Here is a 23011-nt window from a genome sequence, read left to right as displayed (position 1 = left end):
ACGCTGGTTTTAGTCTTAACACGCTCAAGACATTATTTAGAATGAAATAGCCCTGGCAGTCACCATAGATAAACCATATCAACTTAAGCTTATTTTCTCGTATGACTCCAATCGTATAAATTATATCTTTCTCTGTCCAGCGAATGTCTTCACAGTTTCGGCAAGCATTCGTAATCATTGGATCGTTTGATAATAGCCTTGATTTTGGATACGAACTATTTAAGGCAATCTGTGATTTTAGCGACTCTATTTTTTTAACCTCTATAGCATCACTATCTTTTAGAATTAAATCTGGTGGATTATTGGCATTGCCGATATATGAAAATACTTGAGAGTAAGTGTTTGTGTTTTCAGCATCTGAGTTGAGCGTATTAGCAAAGGCATCTTTGATAAAGGCTTCCAAAGCATCGCCAACTGCATTGATTCTATTCCTACCTCTGTAATAGCTCACTACATCCAAAATAGGAGAATGAATAATGTTGGAAATTGCTTGCAACAAATTTGCCATGATTTTTATCTAAAAATATCAAGAAAACAAATTATAGAGATTTTAAAGTTTGCGAAAAAGTGGATATGCTTGATAATACTTTTCAAAATGGCTTCAAATGTTAGACGACAATTAAGCCAATCTATCAAGATGAGGCTCTCAGTTAAGTTTGTGGTTGATTGAGTACCTACTAAAAATAATTAATAATTCTGTTTTCTCCATGCCAATAGTACTGACTTATCTAAACAGTCTAACTGCTTAACTATATTCAATATTTCAGAGAGTCTATCCTTGTAGTAAAAGCCTACGTCTATGCAAATTACATTTGACCTACCTGACGAAGTTGCGATTCAGCTTCAACCCTTTCAAGATAAGTTACCTCAAATTCTAGAATTGGGGTTACGAGAACTTAATGCGATCTCTCAAGACGGGTTCTCAGGCATGGCTGAAATCTTAGAGTTTCTAGCAAGCCTACCCACAAATGAAGCCATTATTGCCCTGCGTCCATCTGAATCCCTCCAAGCTCAAATTAGTATTCTGCTAGAAAAAAATCGAACCGTGGGGCTAACCCCAGCAGAAGAACAATTATGGCAAGGATACCAATACCTAGAGCATATTGTCAGAATGGCTAAAGCCAGAGCCTTTTTAAAGCTCAAGGAAACTCATGCAGAATGAGCAAAACCTACATTTCTGTTGCTCTACGCAGGGAGGTTTGCGAACGGGCAAAAAATCGCTGCGAATATTGTTTGATTCCTGATGTAGCTACTTTTGCACCCCACGAGATCGATCACATCATTGCCGAAAAACATGGTGGACAGACTGAATTGGAGAATTTAGCTCTATCCTGTAGTCTGTGCAACAAGCACAAAGGCAGCGATCTTGCCTCCGTCGATCCAGAAACAGGAAAAATTGCACCCTTATATCATCCTCGCCAAGACCTGTGGCACGAACATTTTTGTCTGAGTGGGGCTGAATTTGTGCCCTTAACCCCTATAGGTCGAGTTACAATTCGGTTGTTGAGGTTAAATCGTCCTGACAGAGTTGAGGAGCGTCAGCTTTTGCTACAGTCTGGAGCGATCGAGTAATTTAGCGAACATTCCCGAATAATTGATCTGAGTGCTCAGTAAAGCTAAAATTTGGAGTACTAATTTACAAATCAGTAGACTATAAGATATTTGAGAATAGGGGTCTAAAATTATGAGTCTAAACAAAGTCAATCTGGTTGGGCGTGCAGGTAGAGATCCTGAGGTTAAGTATTTTGAGTCAGGCAAAGTTGTCTGTAACTTTACGCTTGCTGTAAATCGTCGCACCAGTAATCGAGATGAGCCCCCCGATTGGTTTGACTTAGAACTGTGGGATAAAAGCGCTGAAGTTGCTGCCAATTATGTCAAAAAGGGTAGTTTGATCGGTATCACGGGCTCCTTAAAATTTGACCGTTGGCAAGATCGCAATACCGGGGAAGAGCGGCAAAAACCTGTAATTCGTGTAGAGCAGCTAGATCTCTTAGGCTCAAAGCGAGATAACGAATCTGCTAGCACTGGTTATGACGATGACTTTTAACCCTTGCCCTGCAAAATAATCTGGGTTGGTGGTTGGTTTTCTGTTCCTTTAATTTCGGTTTCCCACCCTAGAAACTATATGCAGTGATGTAAAAATACATATAAGTCTAAATTTTGACAACAAAGAAACCTATGTTTGACATCCACGAACTAAATGCTAGTGACAACACACTATTAGCCTACTTACAAAACCAACCCCCTGACGCATTGGCAAAAGTGGCGCAATCTGTGAGTCCAGAGGTAAAACAGATCATCTCGCAAAATATTCAAAATCTTGTTGGGATGTTGCCCCCTCAGCACTTTAATATCAGCATCACCACCGATCGCGAAAACCTAGCAGGGTTGCTAGGTTCGGCAATGATGACTGGTTATTTTTTAAAGCAAATGGAAACTCGGATGCAGTTAGATCACAGCTTCTCTACGCATGCTCATTTAGAAGATGAAGTTTGAGGTTCTTCGTGATTCTCTAACTCGGACGCTGAATTAGAAAGTTCTGTTTGATGCTTTAGCTCGGTTTTTGAGGCATCCTTGGGGGCATGCCCATGAAAGCGAATTCCTAAGAATACATCGTACATAAAGCTACCAAAGTCTGGGAATTTGAGCAGACCGAGCGTTTGGGGGGCTCCATTCGCATCGAGCAGATGCTTCATCTGATAGTAGCCTTTTTGGTAATAGTACCAAGGGATCGAAGGCCAGAGATGGTGGACGAGATGATAGTTTTGTCCCAACAACAAAATGTTCAGGAACCAGCCAGGGTAAACCCTAGCGTTTTTCCAACGAGATTTATCAGCAAAAGGGCGATGGGGCAGATAGTCAAAGAAAAGCCCTAACATCAAGCCCATGATGCCCGCAGGCACAAACCAATAGGTCAGAATGTAATTAATAAAGCCCAATTCAAATCCAGCAATTAGTACTGCAACAAGGATAAGGCGGCTAATTCCCCATTCCACTAGTTCGTGATTGCGCCACAACCGACGTTGGAAGAAAAACACTTCATGATAAAAAAAGCGCACAGCGATCATCCATAATGGCCCGCCCGTAGACACAAAATGGTCGGGGTCATTTTCTGGATCGTTGACATGGGCGTGATGCTGCATATGTACGCGCGTAAACACAGGATAGACAAATCCTTGGAGTACGGCTGAAATATGCCCCATAGCAGCATTCACGATCCGATTGCGATGTGCTACCCCATGGGAGGCATCGTGGATGACTGTGCCCAAAACATACAGCGCCACAAAGTTACATATAAATACAATCCAATGAGACCAGTTCCACACCCAGTAGCCTGTTGTCGAGGCGATCGCTAGACAAATTGAGCCGAGCAGTAGACATAAAGTTGGGTTCAATATGTCTGGCGGCCCCATTAAATCTAGCGGAACAGTCAGGGCTTTCCCTGTCTGCTGCATGTTCACACTCCTTACTTATCCAATGACGTTAAACAAAAATAAAAAGAAATTTATGACTTAGAAAAGCAAATAACTCTTCCGTAGTATAACGTTACACCATTGCACATTGTATAGATTTATTACACGGTTTTGAATTAGAGTCAAAACCTGCATTCACAAAAGGTTTGAGCCGTTGGATTTCTAGGTAGTGCAATGGCGTGCAGAATTTAATCAGAGCAAAAATTACTAAATGATTGTGTTATCTGGAATCGTAGCACCCTTCATCACAACAACGATGCCACTACGAATGCAGAAACCTTTGTCTTCACGCGTCGAATCCTGTACGTGATCTTTGTTGATAATCTGTACGCCCTTGCCAATACGGACATTCTTATCAATAATGGCGCGACGGATCACAGAGTTTTCGCCAATTCCCAGAGGCACTTTCGATGCTTTGCGATCGGAGGCAAGATGATCGTTGGTTTGATAAAAATCAGCTCCCATCAAGAGCGTATCTTCGATTACGCAGCCCGCTTCAATAATTTGGCGAATGCCTACAATTGAGTTGGTAATTGTGGCTCGATTTAAGATTGCCCCATCGCCAATGATCGAATCTTTAACTTGGCAGTCATGTAACTTGCTAGGGGGGAGATAGCGCGCGCGGGTATAGATTGGGGCATCGACATCGTAAAGGCTAAAGGGTGGCTCGGGTTCGCGGGTTAATTCAAGATTGGCGTGATAAAAGGACTCAATGGTTCCAATATCTTCCCAATAATCAGAAAATAAATGCGCCTGAACGTTAAAGCGACCGATCGCACTAGGAATAATTTCTTTACCAAAATCAGTGAAGTGCTTGTTCTCATTCAGCAATTCGATCATTGCTTCTTTTTTAAACACATAGATCCCCATAGAAGCGATGAAGGGACTGTATTTTGCCGCTACAGGATCTAACCCTAACGCTGTGGTGTCAACCATCATTTGTTCGAGTTCTGAGCCTGTTGGCTTTTCTTTGAAATTAATTACTTTGCCGTCTCCATCGATTTTGAGCAGCCCAAATGCTGAGGCTTTTTTGTGATCGACGGGTAAAACAGACAGGGTAATATCCGCATTGGTGCTGCGGTGGCGATCGATAAAATGGCGATAGTCCATCCGATATAAGTGATCGCCAGACAGGATCAAATATTCGCTCACATCCCAAGATTCTAATAACCAGAGATATTGACGCACTGCATCGGCAGTCCCTTGAAACCAATCAGGATTTTCGGGGGTTTGTTGGGCAGCAAGAATGTCAACGAAACCATCTGAAAAGGTTGAAGGGCGGTAGGTTTGGGTGATATGTCGGTTGAGTGAAGTTGAGTTAAACTGCGTTAAAACATAAATTTTCTCAATATCCGAGTTGATACAGTTACTAACTGGAATATCGATTAATCTATATTTTCCAGCTAGAGGTACTGCTGGTTTTGCTCGCCGCTTTGTCAACGGATATAGACGCGAACCCTGTCCGCCGCCCAAAATTACTGCCAGAACTTTTTTCATACTTTTTTTGACTCTTTCTCTAGCTCTAAACTTGCATCGCTTAATGTTGAACCTCGCTATTTACCATTGTCTGTTGATGTGGTGATGCTTGGCAAGTCAAGATCGATCTTCCTGTGATGTTAGGGGATCGTCATAAAGTTTTTAGGTTGGGGCAGGTTGAATGTGTTAGTCCGCTGAAATTACCAGTTAGAATAGAAAAGCTGCACTAATTCTCTCCCTCCAAAGGGGACTCTCCCATAACGCTATGTCTCGCCCCATTGTTGCTATTGTCGGTCGCCCTAATGTGGGCAAATCTACCCTCGTCAACCGTTTAGCAGGGGAACGCATAGCCATTGTGCACGATCAGCCTGGGATGACACGCGATCGCACCTATCGAGAATGTTTTTGGGGAGCCCATGAATTTACCGTAGTCGATACAGGTGGATTGGTGTTTGCCGATGATACCGAGTTTTTGCCCTTGATCCGCGAACAGGCATTTACGGCGATCGCGCAGTCCTGTGCCGTAATTTTTGTTGTAGATGGGCAAGAAGGACTCACGGCTGCGGATTGGCAAATTGGTCAATGGTTGCGGGAGCAATCTTTACCTGTTTTACTCGCGGTGAATAAGTGTGAGTCGGCTAACTCTGGTTTAGCACTGGCAGGCGAATTTTGGCAGTTAGGTCTGGGCGAACCGATCGCGATGTCAGGTATCCACGGTAATGGTACGGGTGAGCTACTCGACGAATTGGTCAAGCATTTCCCTGCCCCAGATCAGGTAGAACCTGAGCCCGAAGAGATTAAGGTAGCGATTATTGGTAGACCCAATGTGGGTAAGTCCAGCCTACTCAATGCCTTTACAGGCGAGAAACGGGCAATCGTGAGTCCGATTTCTGGAACGACACGAGATGCGATCGATATGGTTGTCTCTAGAGACGAAAAACGCTATCGGCTGATCGATACCGCAGGGATTCGGCGCAAAAAGAATGTGGAATACGGTCCTGAGTTTTTTGGCATCAACCGTGCGTTTAAAGCGATCGAACGTTCTGACGTGGTGCTGTTGGTGATCGATGCCGTCGATGGCGTGACCGAGCAAGACCAAAAACTAGCAGGACGAATCAATGAAGAAGGTCGTGCCTGCGTGATTGTGGTGAATAAGTGGGATGCAGTAGAGAAAGACTCTTACACCATTTATGACTACACTCAAGAAGTCAAGAGCCGCATGATGTTTCTTGACTATGCCCCGATTATTTTTGTAAGTGCACTTACAGGGCAGCGCGTCACCAAGATCCTCGATCAAGTCGATATTGTCGCCGAGCAACATCGTCGCCGCGTATCTACAGCGGTCTTAAATGAAGCCTTGACGGAGGCAACCTCTTGGCATTCCCCTCCTTCTAGCCGTCAGGGCAAACAGGGCAAAATCTATTACTGCACGCAGGTGTCCAGTGCGCCGCCTGCGATCGTGTTGTTCGTTAACGATCCGCAGCGATTTAACGATAACTATCGCCGCTATATCGAAAAGCAGTTTCGTTCGGCATTAGGATTTGAGGGAACACCGCTCCGCCTCATGTGGCGCGGCAAAAATCAACGCGAAGTCGAGCGCAGTTCTAACCGAGCTACCAGAGTTTAGCCCCAATTTACTTGCAATTGCAAAGACTAACTTTTCGGTGAATTGGCGATCGCTATTTGGCATTTTTTAAGATGTCATGATTCTATTTGGGATGAGAATTGTTGCTGCCACAACATCATTGATCATTTTCAGCAGGACAAAGTATGATCGGTTGATACAGTTTTGGCTTTAGTAAGTCATCTAAGATGTCTTTGGTGTTGTTTGTCTTTCTTCACGGCACTAAAGTACAGCATCGCTATAGTTGGCTTTATTACTTTGGTTTGTTAACAAGATTTTGTTGGCAATCTATGTTGCGGTTTGTTAATACTTGATTTCGAGTCAGAGGGGCAATCATTCAGAGTTTCTGGGAAAGTAATTGGAACTCAACTTTGTTGAATCTAATTATTTGACCTAACCTAAACCTCTGATTGAGTTTTTTCACGAACAGCTTAACGAATGTTGTAGGTGTAGCTGAGGAAAGTACAGATGCTACCAAATTATCAAGATACCCATGGTAGTCAGGTACTAGGGTTGATTAAAGCCTATCAAGACTTGCCATCTGCCAAGCTACAAAAGCAATTGGTAAAGTTGCATATTGGGTTGGTGCATACTGTAATTGACTGCCTACCCAATCAGACCGATTGCGGAGATAACGATCTACTCAAAGCAGGGTCAAGTGGGTTAAAACAGGCTTTTAAAGAATACGATCTCCAATCCGATCAAGATTTTCAGTATTTTGCCGTCTTACATATTCATAAACATATCCAAGTCTTTTTAGAGAAGCAGACTACTGGGGCAGACCGACAAACTAACCCATCCGATCAGTCTGATTTCTGTGAAATTTCTCCTGAGGCTGCCCAACATTACGAGACTCAAGCCTCTCAACAACAACCCAAATACCAGAGTTTTCGGTTAGCTAAAGAAGATACTGAAGTCTTACAACAGGTTTTACGTAACCTTGAGGAACGGGCACTGAAAGCTCCTGAACCCAAATCTGAACCAACTTCTGCAAAGTCTGAGGCAAGACCTGAAGCAAGACCTGAACCGATACCTATAAAGCCCGAAGCAAGACCTGAGTCAAAAATTGCATCAAAATCTAAAATAAAGGCTGACTCCGATGACACGACTGCTTCTGGGCAACTTAAGCAAGAAACCTTAGAGCTATTACAGGCCTATCGTCAACAACCTACGCCCCAACTCCGCAATCGTTTGGTCAGTCTCAATCTTGGGCTAGTTAGAAAAGAAGCATACCATTGGGTCAACCAATGTACGGAAGGATTTGAAGATTTAATGCAGGTAGGCTCGATTGGATTGATTCGGGCGATCGAGCGGTTTGACATGGAAAGGGGGCATGCCTTTAGCTCCTTTGCCGTACCCTATATTCGGGGAGAGATTCAGCATTATCTGCGGGATAAAAGTCCCACATTGCGCGTTCCGAGAAGTTGGCTGACCATTTACAATCAAGCTTGCAAAATAATTCGCGAACTGCGGATAAACTTACGTCGCGAACCGTCTGACCTAGAAATTTCCAAGGCTCTAGACATTCCACTTACAGAGTGGCAAGAAATTAAATTGGCTTGTCAAAATCGCGCTCCCATTAGCCTCGATACACCGATTGGTGACGGCGATGAGGATTCGACCTTGGGTGACTTGATGACCGATACAAAATATCGCAGTTTTCAACTGGCGCAAGAAGATAATATGCGGTTGCAGCAAGCCCTCGATCTCTTAGAAGATCGGACGCGCCAAATTGTGGAATTTGTATTTCTTAAGGAGTTTACCCACCGAGAAGTTGCAGAAACCTTAGGAATTAGTGTCGTAACTGTTTCTCGACAAGTAAAAAAAGGGCTGAGTCTGTTAAAAAACATCATGACCGCCCCTTTAGATTAATATTCAAATTTAACGTATTGTTGGCTGAGCCGAGTTCAGTGAGCGACGTCGAACTGAGCCAAAGTCAACTACTACAGAACTAGAGAGGAACTGTTGCTTGCAAGCGAGCGCGAGCAGTTTTCACAGCTTGTTCAGCTTGAATTTTGCCTTGCTTATCGTCTTCTTTGAGTGAAGCAAGTTTTTGCTCGGCGGCAGTAAGCTCGGTGCGCGCAGTTTCGGCATCGATATCTTTACCTGCTTGAGCGCTTTTAACGAGAATCGTGACTTCATTGTCTTCGATTTCAGCAAATCCACCTGTTAGGGCGATCGCTGCCCAAGTGCGGTCTTGTCGATAGCGCAGCACACCGATATCCAGTGCTGTAACTAAAGGCGCGTGATTGGTCAAGATACCAAGTTGCCCAGTCGTGCTTGGCAAGATAACTTCTTCAGCCTTAGCATCGAGAACAGTGGAACCTGGGGAAATAATTTTTACAGTTAATGTCATATTTCAGTTGTCAGTTGTCAGCGATCGGTAGATGTCACGATCAGTTGTCAGTGGTTTGTATGAAACTTACACCGACAACTGACAGGGAATCTGAATAAGAATCAAACTAGGCAGATTTGAGCTTTTCAGCTTTGGCGATCGCTTCTTCGATGTTGCCCACCAAGTAGAATGCTTGCTCGGGTAGCTCGTCTAGCTCACCAGATAAGATCATCTTAAAGCCCTTGATGTTTTCTTCGAGGGTGACGTACTTACCGGGTGAACCTGTAAATACTTCAGCAACAAAGAAGGGCTGAGACAAGAAACGCTCGATCTTACGGGCTCTGGCAACAACGATGCGATCGTCTTCAGACAACTCATCTAAGCCTAAAATTGCGATGATATCTTGCAGCTCTTTGTAACGTTGCAAGGTTTGTTGTACTGCACGGGCTGTTTCGTAGTGCTCGGCACTGACGATGGTTGGTTGCAACATGGTTGACGTAGAATCCAGTGGATCGACCGCAGGATAAATACCCTTAGATGCCAAACCACGAGACAACACGGTGGTTGCGTCAAGGTGGGCAAAGGTGGTCGCAGGAGCTGGGTCAGTTAAGTCATCCGCAGGTACGTAAACAGCTTGTACAGAGGTAATCGAACCATCTGTGGTACTGGTAATGCGTTCTTGTAGATCGCCCATTTCTGTTGCCAGTGTTGGCTGATAACCTACAGCAGAAGGCATCCGACCGAGTAGTGCGGATACTTCAGAACCAGCTTGGACAAAGCGGAAAATGTTGTCGATAAACAGGAGCACGTCTTGCTTAGAAACATCGCGGAAATATTCTGCCATGGTTAGAGCAGACAGACCCACGCGCATTCTAGCTCCGGGGGGCTCATTCATCTGACCGTAAACAAGAGCGAGGTATTGCAGCACACCTGACTCTTTCATTTCATTGTAGAGGTCGTTTCCTTCACGGGTACGCTCGCCTACACCACCAAATACAGACACCCCTGAGTGCTTCTTCGCAATGTTGTTAATTAATTCTTGAATTAATACGGTTTTGCCAACACCAGCACCACCAAATAGACCGATCTTGCCACCCCGACGATAGGGAGCGAGCAAGTCAATGACCTTAATGCCCGTCTCAAAGGTCGAAGGCTTGGTTTCTAAGCTGGTAAATGCGGGAGCAGGACGGTGAATTGGGAAGGTTTCTTGCGTATCAACAGGACCCAACTCATCAATGGGCTCGCCTAAGACGTTAAAAATACGTCCAAGGGTAGCACTGCCTACAGGAACTTGAATGGGAGCGCCTGTATCTTTTGTTTCCATGCCTCGAATCACACCATCTGTGGTGCTCATTGCTACAGCACGAACGCGGTTGTCACCTAATAATTGTTGGACTTCGCAAGTGACATTGATATCCTGCCCTGCTTCATTCTTCCCTGAAATGACGATCGCATTATAGATTTCAGGCAGCTTGCCGTTGGGAAATTCCACATCGACAACAGGACCGATAATTTGGGTAATGTACCCTATGTTTGCTTTCTCTGCAGTTTGTACCATGCTTGCTGATTACTCCAGCCCTTTAACTCAAGTTGAATAAATGGAAACTCGTTCAAGATTCTTTACTAATGATTAAAATATCATTTTATGGTGACGCAGAAATTAAACCCTGATATTTTCTCGCTGCGCAAACTTGCGCCCATATTGTGAATCTTTATTGTGAATCTTTGATGTGACGCAGAGATAGTTTCGGAGAAGTCAAAATACGGCAGGGACAATACCCCTGTGATTGCCCTAGATACCACAGGGTAGGCACAGGGGTACTACCCCTACATCGGGTAATTTGTTTGTTGGAAATCTCCTTAAGACATCCCTTGAATCATGAAGTCAAAATAGGGTGCTGTGGTTTCAGCATCTTCTTTGCTCAACAATGCCAAAGCAGCGTCTTTGAGGCAACGGAGCGAATCAGCCATGCCACTGACTGGGACACCCAAGGAGTTGTACATTTCCCTTGCGCCTAGAATACCAATTTGGTCGATGAGTTCTTGGTCGCCTGATAAAACACCATAGCTGGCTAGGCGAACATACCAACCAAAGTCGCGCAAACACTGGGCGCGTTGCTTTTGTCCGTAGGCATTACCACCGGGAGAAATGTAGTCAGGATGTAATTTCCATAGTTCAGCACTGGCTTTTTTGACAATCTTATCTGCATTTTCGGCAAGCGTGGTGGCGATACGAATCCGTTGGTTACCGGTTTTCAAAAAATTATTGATACCTTGCAATTCGCCCAGTGTGGGGTAACGAAGTTCGTCGTCTGCTTTCGATAAAACTTGACTTACTACACTCATAAATTAAGATGGTTTTTCATATTTTCATTCAGTTTACCAAAAGCGGTCTCAGCAGGATGTCCCAAACGATAAGATTTGCAGAAACGATCGCTTTACCTTAGTTAAGTTTTTATTAAAACCCTAAAACTGCTCCCTCTCGCCGAGGATCGGCTGCTCCTTCAAGACTGCCATCTGCCTTGACTACAATGAGGTTGGCATGTCCCCAGTTACTGCGCTCCTCGATTTTGTGCCCTCTTTGCCGCAGATCGTCTAAGGTTTTAATATCCAAGCCCCAACGTTCGACGGATAGGCGATCGGGTAGCCATTGGTGGTGCAAACGCGGTGCGGACATGGCTGCACCAGCATCCATCCCATAAACCAATAGATGTAAGACAAGCTGTAAAACCTGCGTAATGATCGTGCTACCGCCCGATGAGCCACAGGCAAATTGCAAATTTTGCCGATCGCGATCGAAGGCAATGACGGGAGTCATGCTCGATAGAGGCGTTTTTTGGGGCGCGATCTGATTTTGGGTTCCGCCGACTAGACCAAATAGGTTGGGTGTATTGGGGGCGATCGCAAAGTCATCCATTTCGTTATTTAGCAAAATTCCCATGCTTGGCACAACCACGCTTGCCCCAAAAGGCCCATTGACAGTAAAGGTGAGGCTGACGGCGTTGCGATCGCGATCGATTACCGTCAAGTGACTGGTATCAAGGGATTCGGTTTGCGGTAAAAATGCCAATTTCCCGATTTGTTCGTACCTTTCTTGGGCATCTTCCTTGACGCTCAGCTTTTGCAAGGCTTCTGGATCGTAAATTTTTACTGATTGGGAGGGGGTTGCTTTGTGTAAGTCAATCTCTTGGCGACGATGGGCAGCGTAGCGAGGGCTAATCAAGGCAGCAGTGGGGACAGTCACAAAATCGGGATCGCCGAGATGAATAGCGCGATCGGCATAGGCAATCCGAAATGCCTCAGTTAAGAAATGTAACGTGTCAGGATGATGCCATCCGAGGGTTTGCCAAGATTTGCCATCCCCTAACATATTTAAAATTTCTAACAGGTGAACGCCGCCAGAAGAGGGGGGTGGCATTGAGCAAATGTAGGTTTGCATAAAATCGCCACAGAGGGGCGATCGCCAGATCGGTTTGTAAGCCTTTAAGTCTTCCTTGGTCACGATCCCACCGCGATCGCGCATATCGCGGGCGATCGCCTCGGCAATCTTGCCCGTATAAAAGTCTTGGGGTCTTCGCGCGATCGCTTCTAAAGTTTTAGCTAGGTCTGGCTGCTTGAGATATTCCCCGAGGGCGTAGGCTGAACCGTTGTGGGTAAACAATTCCTTAGCAGCAGGATTTTGCAGGATCGCCGCTTCCCGTAATTTTGCTAGTTCTACAAACCGCTGATTTACGGGAATACCCGCTCGTGCCAGTTGAATGGCAGGTTTGACCAAGTCTTGCCAAGCTAATTTGCCATGCAGGCGATGGACTTCGACTAGCCCAGCGATCGTGCCAGGGACAGCAACAGCTAAATGTCCGTTCAGACTCTGCCCAGCGCGCACATTCCCCACTGAATCTAGATACATATCGGGGGTTGCTGCTAGGGGCGCCCGTTCTCGAAAGTCTAGTGCCTCGATCGTCGGCTTAGAATGATGACCCGCTTGGGAATAGAGTAAAAATCCGCCGCCCCCAATACCTGCAGAGAAAGGCTCTACCACGGAAATTGCCAAGGTTGTTGCCACGGCTGCATCGACGGCATTGCCCCCTTGACGTAAAATCTGCAAGCCCACTTCACTGGCAAGGGGACTGGCTGAAGCCACCATACTGGTTTGGCTGCGTTGGGGTAAAAGGGTGGCTTGGGTTGAAAAGAATGGGAATAAAGCGATCGCGACGATCGCACTCAAACCAACAGTGATCGCCCTAGAAAGGATCTGCATAGATTCAAAGCGGTTACAGTAGTATTTATTGCTTTGCTTCCTATACTAGAGTTGTTAAAGTCTGTAAGTTACTTAAAGCTTTATCATTTTGAGCTAGCCAAGTTACAGTTTTATCCAACGCAAGTTATAGACTATTTGCTGAGTTCAACCCTAAATATCCCAAAACTGTTATGCCAGACGATAACGCCAGCGAATCCAAAAGCGATCGCAACGTAGAGGTAGATCCTGCTCTACTCGCAGAATTAGCAGAAGTTACCAACGATCCCAACCAAGTCATTGACATGGCAATTCGCCAGTGGCTACAAAGACGTGCGATCAAAGAGGCAGATAATTCTCGCCCTTTAACCATGAATCCTGTTGTGCCCCCCCGTGGCGAATGGAATGATTGAGGTCGATGGAATGCCTGAGCAATTGCGATCGTTCCTTTACAAATCTTTAACGAGTTCGTGAATTCTTTGCGATCGATTCCTTACAGTAAGTTTCTGGTGACCTAGGCTTGATGAAACATCCTGTAACTTTTCCAAAGAATTTATATGGACGACTTTTTCCTAATCAATAGCTTGTTTTTAGGGGTAGGCTTGCTGTATGTGGGACTAAGCTTGCCATTGATTGCAGAAAAGATTAAACCCAATAACTGGTATGGATTTCGTGTCGCTACAAATTATTAAGGACAAAAAAAGGGCGCATAGAATGCACCCCAATTTATTTTGTTCCAATAAAGAACTTCAAATAGAGAATTTAAAAACTATGTACCTACTGTCCAAGAATTCATGTAAGTAATTTGATCGTCTGTGAGCGTGTCGATCGTAATGCCGATCGCTTGCAATTTCAAACGAGCAATTTCTTGGTCGATGTCATAGGGAATGGAAATGACACCTGCATGGAGCTTGCCTTGATTTTTGACGAGAAATTCGCAAGCTAGAGCTTGGTTAGCAAAACTCATATCCATGACACTGGCGGGGTGTCCTTCTGCGGCTGCCAAGTTAACCAAGCGACCTTCGCCTAAAACAATTACAGACTTGCCAGACTTGAGCTTATATTCTTGGGTAGAGTTGCGGACAAAGCTGTTGGATACGCTTTGCTCGTTCAAGGCTACGAGGTCAATTTCTAAGTCAAAGTGACCAGAATTGCAAACGATCGCGCCGTCTTTCATTTGGGCAAAGTGTTCGCCACGAATCACATGCTTGTTGCCAGTAACGGTGATAAAAATATCGCCAATCGATGCGGCTTCAGCCATAGGCAGAACGCGGAATCCATCCATCACCGCTTCGATCGCTTTGACTGGATTAATTTCAGTAACGATGACATTGGCTCCCATGCCTCTAGCTCTAAGGGCAGCACCTTTGCCACACCAACCATAGCCAGCTACGACGATGACTTTACCAGCCAGCAAAATATTGGTAGCGCGGATAATGCCATCTAAGGTGGACTGACCCGTACCGTAACGATTGTCAAAGAAGTGCTTGGTTTCCGCATCATTCACAGCGATCGCGGGAAAAGTTAGCTTGCCATCTTTAAACATGGCATTGAGGCGAACTAGTCCCGTGGTGGTTTCTTCGGTGGTACCGATGATTTCAGGAAGCTGATGGGCGCGATGTAAGACAAGGCTGGTGGTGACATCACTGCCATCATCAATGATGATATTGGGGCGGTGATCTAGGGCAATTTCGACGTGACGGTGATAGGTAGCGTTGTCTTCACCTTTGATCGCAAATACGGGAATACCATAGTCAGCCACCAAGCAAGCGGCGACATCATCTTGGGTAGACAGGGGGTTACTGGCAATTAGGACGGCATCTGCACCAGAGGCTTTAAGCGCGATCGCCAAGTTGGCCGTTTCACTGGTGACGTGACAGCATGCGGCAATGCGAATACCAGCAAGGGGCTTTTCTGCGGCAAAGCGATCGCGAATTTGGCGTAAAACAGGCATTTCTCGACCCGCCCACTCGATGCGTTGCTTACCCAATGGGGCGAGGCTGAGATCTTTGACTTCATGCTTAACTGTGGTGTTTGCTTCGACAGTTGAGCGTATAGGTGTAGTTGTCATGGATTAGGTTTAGCGTGATTAAATTTGGACTGAGCTTAGAAGCGTTAATTTTTTGTTCTTCAACGAACAGTTCACCTAACAGTATAAATGCCCGCTACTCAAAGATCGCTTATAGGGCGATCGCTTTGCCCCAATCTAGACAGAATTCACAGTTGTTATTACAGCCTTGATATTCCGAATGGTTTTCTCCGCAATGCTTTTCCCGAATTCACGTCACTTCAGTCCAAAGATATGGATAACGATAAATAGGTCGGCAGAAAAGGTCAATGCACCCAAAAACATGCAAATAGGTAAAGTTAAAATCCAAGCGAGGAGAAGGTTTCTGACTGTATCTGTCTGAATGCCAGAACCATTTGCTATCATCGTACCTGCAATACCAGAAGACAGGACGTGGGTTGTACTCACAGGTAACCCGAAGCGATCGGCAGTCGCAATGGTGGACATTGCCACCAACTCCGCTGCGGCTCCCTGAGCATAGGTCAGATGTTCTTTCCCAATTTTTTCGCCGACTGTAACCACAATCCGCTTCCAGCCGACTATAGTCCCGAGACCAAGGGCAAGAGCTACGGCTACTTTCACATAGTCGGGAATGAATTCTGTGACTCTTTGTATTTGCTTTTTGTAATTGATCAATGTCTTCTGCTCGGCGGCATCAGCAAACATGCTTTGCCGATCTAGCTTGTCAATGGTTTTAGCCAGAAGATAGAAGTCACTGCGCAAGGAGCGGCGATCCTCTTTAGACACTTCCTGAAAGCTGTTCTTACCAATGAGTTTGTCAGCGATCGCGTGATTCTTTGCGGCTAGGGCTGAGAACGTGCGATCGCTAGCATTCCCCGACTTTAAGAAACTAGAAAGCTGCACATCAATTTCCTTGCCCTGTACTGATAGGCTAGGCGGTGAATGTTTGTCAAGGGTAACGACGGCAGCCTTTGATGCTTCCGATAAATTCACGAATGTAGGGGCATCTATACTCAAATCTAGGGCATAGATGCTAGGTAATATGCCAATTAAGATGAGCATGATCAAACCCATCCCTTTTTGACCATCATTGGAGCCATGGGCAAAACTGACACCCGTACAGGTCAATATCAGTAAGCCTCGAATCCATATTGGTGGAGGTGTTTCCCCTTCGGGCGATTGGTATAGAGCTGGATTTTTGAGCAACACCTTTGCTGCCAACAGGATTAGAGCTGCTGCCATAAAGCCGATCGGAGGTGAAAGCAATAGCGATTGAAAAACCTCGATCGCTTTTTCCCAGTTCACTCCTTCGCCAAATGCCGCTCCAGTAACTGCGGAATTTGCCAGGCCAACACCCAGAATCGAACCAATCAACGTGTGCGAACTGGAGGCAGGTAGTCCAAAATACCAAGTACTTAGGTTCCATATAATCGCTGAAATGAGCAGGGCAAAGACCATAGCAAAGCCAGCACCTGAGCCAGCGTTGACGACCAACTCAACAGGTAATAGCGAGATAATGCCAAAGGCAACTGCACCCGTAGAGGTCAATACCCCTATTAGATTCCAAATGCCAGACCACACAACGGCGTAGGTTGGCTTGAGTGTATTGGTGTAAATCACGGTTGCCACAGCATTAGCCGTGTCATGGAACCCATTCACAAACTCAAAGCCCAGTGCCAGTCCTAGTGCTAGTAACAGAAAGAGTCCATTAATCAGCGACAAGTCTCCAATTATTAGATCCATACAGCTCTTTTTAAGGTAAGTTCCGTTTTAGCCAGTGGGGAATAGGAATGAACTGTCCTATTTTCACCCAAAACGGTAGCGTACCTATTTGTAGTGCATCTTACCTGCAAAAGCTGCAAGCCCATATCTGGTTCGCAAACAATGAAGAATCGCTATCAAGCGATCGCATGGCAAAGAGATTAGTAGCTCATACCGCGATAGTACATTTGTCGCTTCATAGCATAGCGTTGGGCAAATTTGGGAATATCGCCGCGATGCCCCATTAAAATTACTGTATCGCCTTGATGCAGGATGCGATCGTGCGAAGGGTGGGTCACAATCTCACCATCTTCCTTACGAATTGCCACAACCACAAAGGCTCCCTTCCCTCGGACTTCCATACTACTGAGCGGTTTGCCGATAAATGGCGAACCTGCTGCCAGCGTCAACTCTTCAAGCTGAATGTCTATCTGTGCCAGTAGATCGCTCAGATCTTGCCTTCCTGCATCTTCCCTCAAAAAATCTAAAGCATGGGGATTGACGATCGTCTGTGCCATGCGTTCGGCTCCAATCGAGGCGGGCAATACGACATGATTTGCCCCAGCGAGCCGTAGCTTCTTTTCTGTGGAGGGCAACTCGCCACGGGCGATAATTTCCACCTCTGGATTGAGTTCGCGTGTTGTGAGGGTGATAAAAACATTGAGCGCATCATCAGGTAAGACCGTTGCTAAAACCCTAGCTTGCTTCACGCCTGCCGCAATCAAAATCCCTTCATCCGTCGCATTGCCTTGTAGCGCCAAATAGCCTCTTTTCTCTGCCGAAGCCATGCGTCCTTCGTCATTATCAATCACCACAAATTTCTGTTCGGACTCAGTTAGTTTTCTTGCCAAAATTTGACCGATACGACCAAACCCACAGATAATTACGTGCTGTTCTAAGGATTCGATTCCCTTTGTCATACGTCTCGCTTCTAATACTTTTTGAATTTCACCTTCTGTAACCATTTGCAGAAAGCTACCCACAATGTAAACTGCTGAACTAGTACCTGCGACAATCACAACCATCGTGAAGATTTTGAGGGCGGGGGTTTCTATGGGCTTCACTTCGCCAAATCCCACGCCAAACACGGTAATTACCACCATGTAGAGTGCGTCAAGAAAACTCCAGCCAAACAGCATGTATCCACTTACGGATGCAACAATCGTAAATAAGAAAAAACTGGCACCAAAGACAACTCGTTTGAGGGATGTTTGCATCGATGTCTAAATATTTCTATGAACGGCTACGATCTTTATATGGTGAGAATTTCATAGGAGATTTATCCAATGGGGATTTCACAGAGCCTCACATAACTCACCCCATGAATTCACAAATCACACCTCATGAATACACCTCATGAATATAGTACGCAGGCTTAGACATAACTCCTTCTACATCGATCGCAGGATCGTTTGTGTAGCCTAGAGCGCAAAAGTGCGCGTAGAATCTTGTCATTCGTTAAACTGAATGGAAAGTTGATGCTTAAAACCTTTTCAAATCAATGAGCTACTGCCTCAACCCCTATTGTCTAAAGCCACAGAACCCAGAAGGTTTAAAGTTTTGTCAAACCTGTGGGGCTGGGTTGGTGCTTAAGGGGCTGTATCGCGCGATCGCACCGATCGCTCAAGGGGGTATGGGTCGAACCTTTCGAGCAGTGGATCTGGGCAGGTTCGATTGCCTCTGTGCGATCAAGCAGTTTTTGCCGCAGGTGCAGAGCGATCGAGCTTTACAAAAGGCAACAGAGTTATTTACCAGAGAGGCAGAGCAACTGCAAGCATTGGGCAAACATCCCCAAATCCCAGAGCTAATTGCCTATTTTGAGCAGGATCGCTGTCTGTATTTAGTCCAAGAACTGATCGAAGGGCAAAATCTGCGCCAAGCCCTAGCCCAGTTTGGGGCATTTAACGAGCAACAAATTCTGGGTTTATTGGCGAACTTACTACCCGTGATTCAGTTTATCCACGATCGCAACGTCATTCATCGCGATATCAAACCTGAAAATATTATTCAGCGTCAAGAAGATCGAAGCTATGTGCTTGTGGATTTTGGGGCAGCGAAAGTGCTCGCAGATCCTGCCATGATTGGCAAAACAGGAACGACGATCGGCAGTGCGGAATATGCTGCGCCCGAACAGGCGAGAGGAAAAGCCGTTTTTCAAAGCGACCTCTATAGTTTGGGCGTTACCTGCATTCATTTACTCACCAATCTTTCTCCCTTCGATCTGTATAACGATCGCGAAGATGTGTGGATGTGGCGATCGCAGGTGGTTACACCGATTTCCGAAACGCTGGTTCGAGTTCTAGATCGAATGCTGGAGAGGGCGATCGCACGACGTTATCCCTCCGCGATCGCGATCCTACAAGACTTAAAGATTCCCTATTCTAGTTCTATCCCTTTGGTGAATATTCAAGAGAATCTCAATGCGAATCTCAATGCAAATCCTATACCTGTGCTCAATCCTGTGACTGAAGCCCAGATAAAACTGGGGGATCCCTATGTCTTGCCCTTGGGAGTGCAGGGAACGAACGATACGGAATTTTTTGCTTTGCAGGAATTCCTAGCGAAGGGAAGTTGGCAAAAAGCAGATCGGCATACCAATCATTTAATTCTCAAAATCTCAGGAAGAGAGAACATATCCAATTTACGGGGTGAAGATATTGCCAAATTTCCCTGTGCTGAGTTGTTCGCGATCGATCGACTATGGACAACCTATAGCAACGGGCACTTTGGCTTTGGCGTACAAAAAGAGATTTGGGAGGGCTTAGGAGGCGGGCTGCTTTATTCCGAAGAGAACTACTGGCAGCTAGCAAAGACCTATCTTAAATTTAGCGATCGCGTGGGATGGACAAAAAAATCTTGGCTCTCGGCGCTATCGTCATCGCCCAAGTGGTTGAAGTATCAAGATCTCACGTTTCGTTTAGATGCCCCTAAAGGTCATTTACCCAGCCTCTGCTATTGGGAAGGATTTAACACGATCGATCGCTTGTTCTATCGCCTACAGGTTTGCAAGGATAATTAGGTAATTTCTAAAAACCCCTTGGTTTGAAATGCTTCTGACGGTAGATTTACATTTATTTACAAAAAAGCCAACATTATATAAAGATTTGTAAATGCAACGACGGAATAGGAAATTTCACCATGACAGCAACCAAGATCGACTTAAAAGCACTTAACGTTAACCCCACGGGCGATGGCATTATTGGGTTTAGTAACTTTGCCGAAACATGGAACGGACGCATGGCAATGATTGGCTTTGCGGCTGGTTTGGCAAATGAAATCGTCACAGGCAAAGGCATCTTGGCTCAGATCGGCATCACAGGTGCTGGTGGTTTGCTCGTGGCTCTATTTCTCACAGGCTTTACGATCGCAACCATGGTCGGCTATTACGCGATCAAGGTTGTCAAGCTAGAAGAAACTGCAACACCTCAAGAAAGCGCCAGCTAAATTTCTCCCCTCTCCCGTATCTCTTTTGTCTAAACCCAAAGAGATGTAAAAATGAAATATCAAAACAAAATTCCATTCAAGAGCGCGCTGTAGTGCGCTCTTTTTATTGTTTGCTATAGAGTGGTTGCATCTAAAAAAGTTTACAAGGAAAAGTTTAGAAGTTCGTGTTAGATATCAGGCTAATTCGATCGCAGCCCGAGCAAGTCCAAGCCCACCTTAATCTTAGAGGTGGTGGTCAAGATATTGGCAAAATTGTCGAAGTCGATCGAGAAATTCGTTTATTAGAGACAAAGCGATCGCACCTACAGGTCGAAAGCAATGCAATTTGTAAACAGGTAGGACAAATGCGGCGGAACGCATCCCTAGGGGAATCGGCTTCTAGCGGGCAAGAGCAAGAAATCCAAACCCTTAAAGAACGGGCAAATCAGATCGAGCAGGAAATTGCGGTCTAGAACCCTAAGAAAAATTCCTGCGCGACCAAATTGATGCCATCCTTTTTACCATTCCCAACTTACCCAGTGAAACCACACCCGTCGGCAAAAGTGAAAATGATAATGTAGAAGTGCGCCGCTCAACGACGATACCAGCAAATCAACCCTAAAATCTCCAAATGTAGCAAATCATGGATAAATCGCTCAGATCTAAACCTTCTCGCTCATCAAAAGGACAAAAGATTGCCGATATTGTCACAGCCACAGTTGGTTCGTGGAGATTCATCCTCATTCAGAGCTTTCTGTTAGGTCTATGGATTATTCTGAACGTCATTAGCTGGATCAAACATTGGGATGAATATCCTTTTATCCTTTTAAATCTTGCCTTAAGCTTTCAAGCAGCCTATGCTACGCCATTTATCTTAATGAGCCAAAATCGACAATCTGAAGTCGATCGATTAAAGGCTCAGCAAGACCTTGAGGTTGATGTAAAAGCAGAGCTTGAAATCGAGTCATTGCATCAAAAGCTTGATAGTTTAAGGGACAGAGAGATAGCTGAACTTAGCCGAATGCTTTCTATGCAAAATGAAACGATCCAACGCCTAGAAGAAATGCTCAGACGTGAGATTAATGCTAATCACCCCAAACCTAGCGAGCCCATCTAACCAACATTATTCATGGGAACCCAAAAGAGAATTGGCTGGTGTTTAGAGGAATGGGAGTTTGTTGCAATTGTAGGCTAAAAATTTGTGTAAAGTCTATTAGTATTAAGTCACTGCTAAAAAGTTTACAAGGAAAAGTTTAGAAGTTCGTGTTAGATATCAAGCAAATTCGATCGCAGCCCGAGCAAGTCCAAGCCCGCCTTAATCTTAGAGGTGGTGGTTACGATATTGGCAAAATTGTCGAACTCGATCGAGAAATTCGTTTATTAGAGACAAAGCGATCGCACCTACAGGCCGAAAGCAATGAAATTGGCAAACAGGTAGGACAAATGATGCGCTCGGCTTCTAGCGGGCAAGAGCAAGAAATCCAAACCCTTAAAGAACGGGCAAATCAGATCAAGCAGGAAATTGCGGGTCTAGAACCCCAAGAAAAATCCCTGCGCGAACAAATCGATCGACTCCTCTTAGACATTCCCAACTTACCGAGCGAAACCACACCCATCGGCAAAAGTGAAAACGACAATGTGGAAGTGCGGCGCTGGGGCGATGAATATAAATCAACGCGAACAGATATTTTGCCCCATTGGGAAATTGCTGAAAAACTAGGGATTGTCAACTTTGAACGTGCCGTCAAAATTGCTCAGACGCGATTTGTGACGCTCTTGGGTGCAGGGGCACAACTAGAACGCGCGATTACTACGTTTATGCTCAATACCCATACGGCTAAGGGCTATATCGAAGTACTTCCACCCGTGTTGGTGAATACTGCCAGCATGACGGGTACGGGGCAGTTGCCTAAGTTCGCTGAAGACTTATTTAAGTGCGCTGAGGACGATCTCTGGTTAATTCCCACCGCAGAGGTCCCTGTAACGAATCTATATCGCGATGAGATTCTTGATGGAGAGACGCTTCCGATTCGCCACTGTTCTTTCACCCCTTGTTTTCGGCGCGAAGCAGGGAGTTATGGGCGAGATACCCGAGGACTGATTCGCTTACACCAGTTCAATAAAGTGGAACTGGTCAAGTTTGTGCATCCCGACACTTCTGCTCAAGAGCATGAGAGCCTAGTGGAAGATGCCGAAGCGATTTTGCAAGCGTTAAAGCTACCCTATCGTGTGGTCGAGCTCTGTACGGGCGATATCGGTTTTGGCGCGGCAAAGTGTTATGACCTTGAGGTATGGCTACCTTCGGCAAGTCAATATCGAGAGATTTCTAGCTGCTCGAATTTCGGAGATTTTCAGGCGCGTCGAGCCAATCTGCGCTTTAAGAGTAAGGGCAAAAAAGGAACGGAATTCCTGCATACGCTCAATGGATCGGGCTTGGCTGTAGGTAGAACCATGACAGCAATTTTGGAAAACTATCAAGAACCTGATGGGCGCATCAAGCTACCTGAAGTCCTACAACCCATTGTGGGCAGGGAGTATCTCTAGGCTCCTAGATTATGAGAAGGATTTTGATAATTGTCAGTATTTCGTTCCTCCACTTTCTCTTTAGGGCACCTCTAAAAATCAGTCAGAGACGAAAAACGAAAATAAAAAGAGA

Annotated in this window: 23 protein-coding genes; 13 read left to right on the top strand and 10 right to left on the bottom strand. The window is 45.4% G+C overall.

Features of this window, described 5'->3' with window-relative positions; all coding sequences use genetic code 11:
• The coding region (locus V2H45_RS18265; protein ID WP_330485105.1) for an NgoPII family restriction endonuclease at positions 1–508 on the bottom strand (508 nt) is incomplete at its 3' end.
• A gap of 291 nt (positions 509–799) precedes the next feature.
• Here V2H45_RS18265 and V2H45_RS18260 point away from each other — a divergent pair.
• From V2H45_RS18260 to V2H45_RS18245, 4 genes are all read left to right on the top strand, one after another.
• Positions 800–1162 carry a hypothetical protein gene (locus V2H45_RS18260; protein ID WP_330485104.1) on the top strand — a complete coding sequence of 121 codons (363 nt, stop codon included), beginning with the start codon at positions 800–802 and terminating at the stop codon, positions 1160–1162.
• Positions 1159–1572, top strand: a complete 414-nt coding sequence (locus V2H45_RS18255; RefSeq protein ID WP_330485103.1) for an HNH endonuclease — start codon at positions 1159–1161, stop codon at positions 1570–1572. The genes V2H45_RS18260 and V2H45_RS18255 overlap by 4 nt, the downstream gene beginning before the upstream one ends.
• 112 nt (positions 1573–1684) lie before the next feature.
• The gene (locus V2H45_RS18250) at positions 1685–2047 is read left to right on the top strand and encodes a single-stranded DNA-binding protein (protein WP_330485102.1); all 363 of its coding nucleotides are present in this window, start codon (positions 1685–1687) and stop codon (positions 2045–2047) included.
• 131 nt (positions 2048–2178) lie between these two features.
• Positions 2179–2496, top strand: coding sequence for a DUF760 domain-containing protein (locus tag V2H45_RS18245; protein ID WP_330485101.1), 318 nt, complete (start codon positions 2179–2181; stop codon positions 2494–2496).
• Here the strand turns inward: V2H45_RS18245 and crtR are convergent.
• Both crtR and V2H45_RS18235 read right to left on the bottom strand, forming a co-directional pair.
• The gene (crtR, locus tag V2H45_RS18240; protein WP_330485100.1) at positions 2475–3455 is read right to left on the bottom strand and encodes a beta-carotene hydroxylase; all 981 of its coding nucleotides are present in this window, start codon (positions 3453–3455) and stop codon (positions 2475–2477) included. The genes V2H45_RS18245 and crtR overlap by 22 nt on opposite strands.
• A 225-nt stretch (positions 3456–3680) precedes the next feature.
• Positions 3681–4970, bottom strand: a complete 1290-nt coding sequence (locus V2H45_RS18235) for a glucose-1-phosphate adenylyltransferase (RefSeq protein ID WP_330485099.1) — start codon at positions 4968–4970, stop codon at positions 3681–3683.
• Between the two features lie 244 nt (positions 4971–5214).
• Here V2H45_RS18235 and der point away from each other — a divergent pair, with 244 nt between their 5' ends.
• Both der and V2H45_RS18225 read left to right on the top strand, forming a co-directional pair.
• Positions 5215–6576 carry a ribosome biogenesis GTPase Der gene (gene der, locus V2H45_RS18230; RefSeq protein ID WP_408648824.1) on the top strand — a complete coding sequence of 454 codons (1362 nt, stop codon included), beginning with the start codon at positions 5215–5217 and terminating at the stop codon, positions 6574–6576.
• A 465-nt stretch (positions 6577–7041) separates the two neighbouring features.
• Positions 7042–8445: a sigma-70 family RNA polymerase sigma factor gene (locus V2H45_RS18225; protein WP_330485098.1), complete on the top strand. Its 1404-nt coding sequence runs from the start codon at positions 7042–7044 to the stop codon at positions 8443–8445.
• Between the two features lie 79 nt (positions 8446–8524).
• Here V2H45_RS18225 and atpC read toward each other — a convergent pair whose 3' ends face one another.
• The 4 genes from atpC to ggt all read right to left on the bottom strand — a co-directional run bounded on the left by atpC (position 8525) and on the right by ggt (position 13166).
• Complete coding sequence (atpC, locus tag V2H45_RS18220) at positions 8525–8929, bottom strand: ATP synthase F1 subunit epsilon (protein WP_330485097.1); 405 nt, start codon at positions 8927–8929, stop codon at positions 8525–8527.
• 106 nt (positions 8930–9035) lie between these two features.
• On the bottom strand, positions 9036–10466 hold the full coding sequence (gene atpD / locus V2H45_RS18215) for a F0F1 ATP synthase subunit beta (RefSeq protein ID WP_330485096.1): 1431 nt from the start codon (positions 10464–10466) through the stop codon (positions 9036–9038).
• A gap of 302 nt (positions 10467–10768) precedes the next feature.
• Complete coding sequence (locus V2H45_RS18210) at positions 10769–11254, bottom strand: allophycocyanin subunit alpha-B (RefSeq protein ID WP_330485095.1); 486 nt, start codon at positions 11252–11254, stop codon at positions 10769–10771.
• Positions 11255–11366: 112 nt separating this feature from the next.
• Positions 11367–13166 carry a gamma-glutamyltransferase gene (gene ggt, locus V2H45_RS18205; protein ID WP_330485094.1) on the bottom strand — a complete coding sequence of 600 codons (1800 nt, stop codon included), beginning with the start codon at positions 13164–13166 and terminating at the stop codon, positions 11367–11369.
• Between the two features lie 170 nt (positions 13167–13336).
• On the opposite strand from ggt, the gene V2H45_RS18200 reads away from it, so the two are divergent.
• Positions 13337–13555: a hypothetical protein gene (locus V2H45_RS18200; protein WP_330485093.1), complete on the top strand. Its 219-nt coding sequence runs from the start codon at positions 13337–13339 to the stop codon at positions 13553–13555.
• A 144-nt stretch (positions 13556–13699) separates the two neighbouring features.
• Positions 13700–13834 (top strand): hypothetical protein, encoded by a 135-nt coding sequence (locus tag V2H45_RS18195; protein WP_330485092.1) that lies wholly within the window; start codon positions 13700–13702, stop codon positions 13832–13834.
• A 77-nt stretch (positions 13835–13911) separates the two neighbouring features.
• On the opposite strand, the gene ahcY is transcribed toward V2H45_RS18195, so the two are convergent.
• From ahcY to V2H45_RS18180, 3 genes are all read right to left on the bottom strand, one after another.
• The gene (gene ahcY, locus V2H45_RS18190; protein WP_330485091.1) at positions 13912–15213 is read right to left on the bottom strand and encodes an adenosylhomocysteinase; all 1302 of its coding nucleotides are present in this window, start codon (positions 15211–15213) and stop codon (positions 13912–13914) included.
• 213 nt (positions 15214–15426) lie between these two features.
• On the bottom strand, positions 15427–16914 hold the full coding sequence (locus V2H45_RS18185; RefSeq protein WP_330485090.1) for an inorganic phosphate transporter: 1488 nt from the start codon (positions 16912–16914) through the stop codon (positions 15427–15429).
• A gap of 179 nt (positions 16915–17093) precedes the next feature.
• A complete protein-coding gene (locus V2H45_RS18180; protein ID WP_330485089.1) occupies positions 17094–18149 on the bottom strand; it encodes a potassium channel family protein in 1056 nt (351 codons plus the stop codon).
• A 284-nt stretch (positions 18150–18433) separates the two neighbouring features.
• Here V2H45_RS18180 and V2H45_RS18175 point away from each other — a divergent pair, with 284 nt between their 5' ends.
• The 5 genes from V2H45_RS18175 to serS all read left to right on the top strand — a co-directional run bounded on the left by V2H45_RS18175 (position 18434) and on the right by serS (position 22899).
• A complete protein-coding gene (locus V2H45_RS18175) occupies positions 18434–19951 on the top strand; it encodes a serine/threonine-protein kinase (protein WP_330485088.1) in 1518 nt (505 codons plus the stop codon).
• Between the two features lie 119 nt (positions 19952–20070).
• A complete protein-coding gene (locus tag V2H45_RS18170; RefSeq protein ID WP_330485087.1) occupies positions 20071–20376 on the top strand; it encodes a chlorophyll A-B binding protein in 306 nt (101 codons plus the stop codon).
• A 164-nt stretch (positions 20377–20540) separates the two neighbouring features.
• On the top strand, positions 20541–20828 hold the full coding sequence (locus V2H45_RS18165; protein ID WP_330485086.1) for a serine--tRNA ligase: 288 nt from the start codon (positions 20541–20543) through the stop codon (positions 20826–20828).
• A 170-nt stretch (positions 20829–20998) separates the two neighbouring features.
• Positions 20999–21472 (top strand): DUF1003 domain-containing protein, encoded by a 474-nt coding sequence (locus V2H45_RS18160; protein ID WP_330485085.1) that lies wholly within the window; start codon positions 20999–21001, stop codon positions 21470–21472.
• Between the two features lie 146 nt (positions 21473–21618).
• Positions 21619–22899, top strand: a complete 1281-nt coding sequence (gene serS, locus V2H45_RS18155; RefSeq protein WP_330485084.1) for a serine--tRNA ligase — start codon at positions 21619–21621, stop codon at positions 22897–22899.
• The last annotated feature ends 112 nt before the right edge of the window (positions 22900–23011 follow it).

It is taken from the genome of Tumidithrix elongata BACA0141, assembly GCF_036349135.1.
In the GTDB taxonomy this organism is placed as follows: Bacteria; Cyanobacteriota; Cyanobacteriia; order Pseudanabaenales; family Pseudanabaenaceae; genus Tumidithrix; species Tumidithrix elongata.
Note: the sequence above shows the minus strand (reverse complement) of the source record. Positions and strands in the feature narration are given on the sequence as shown.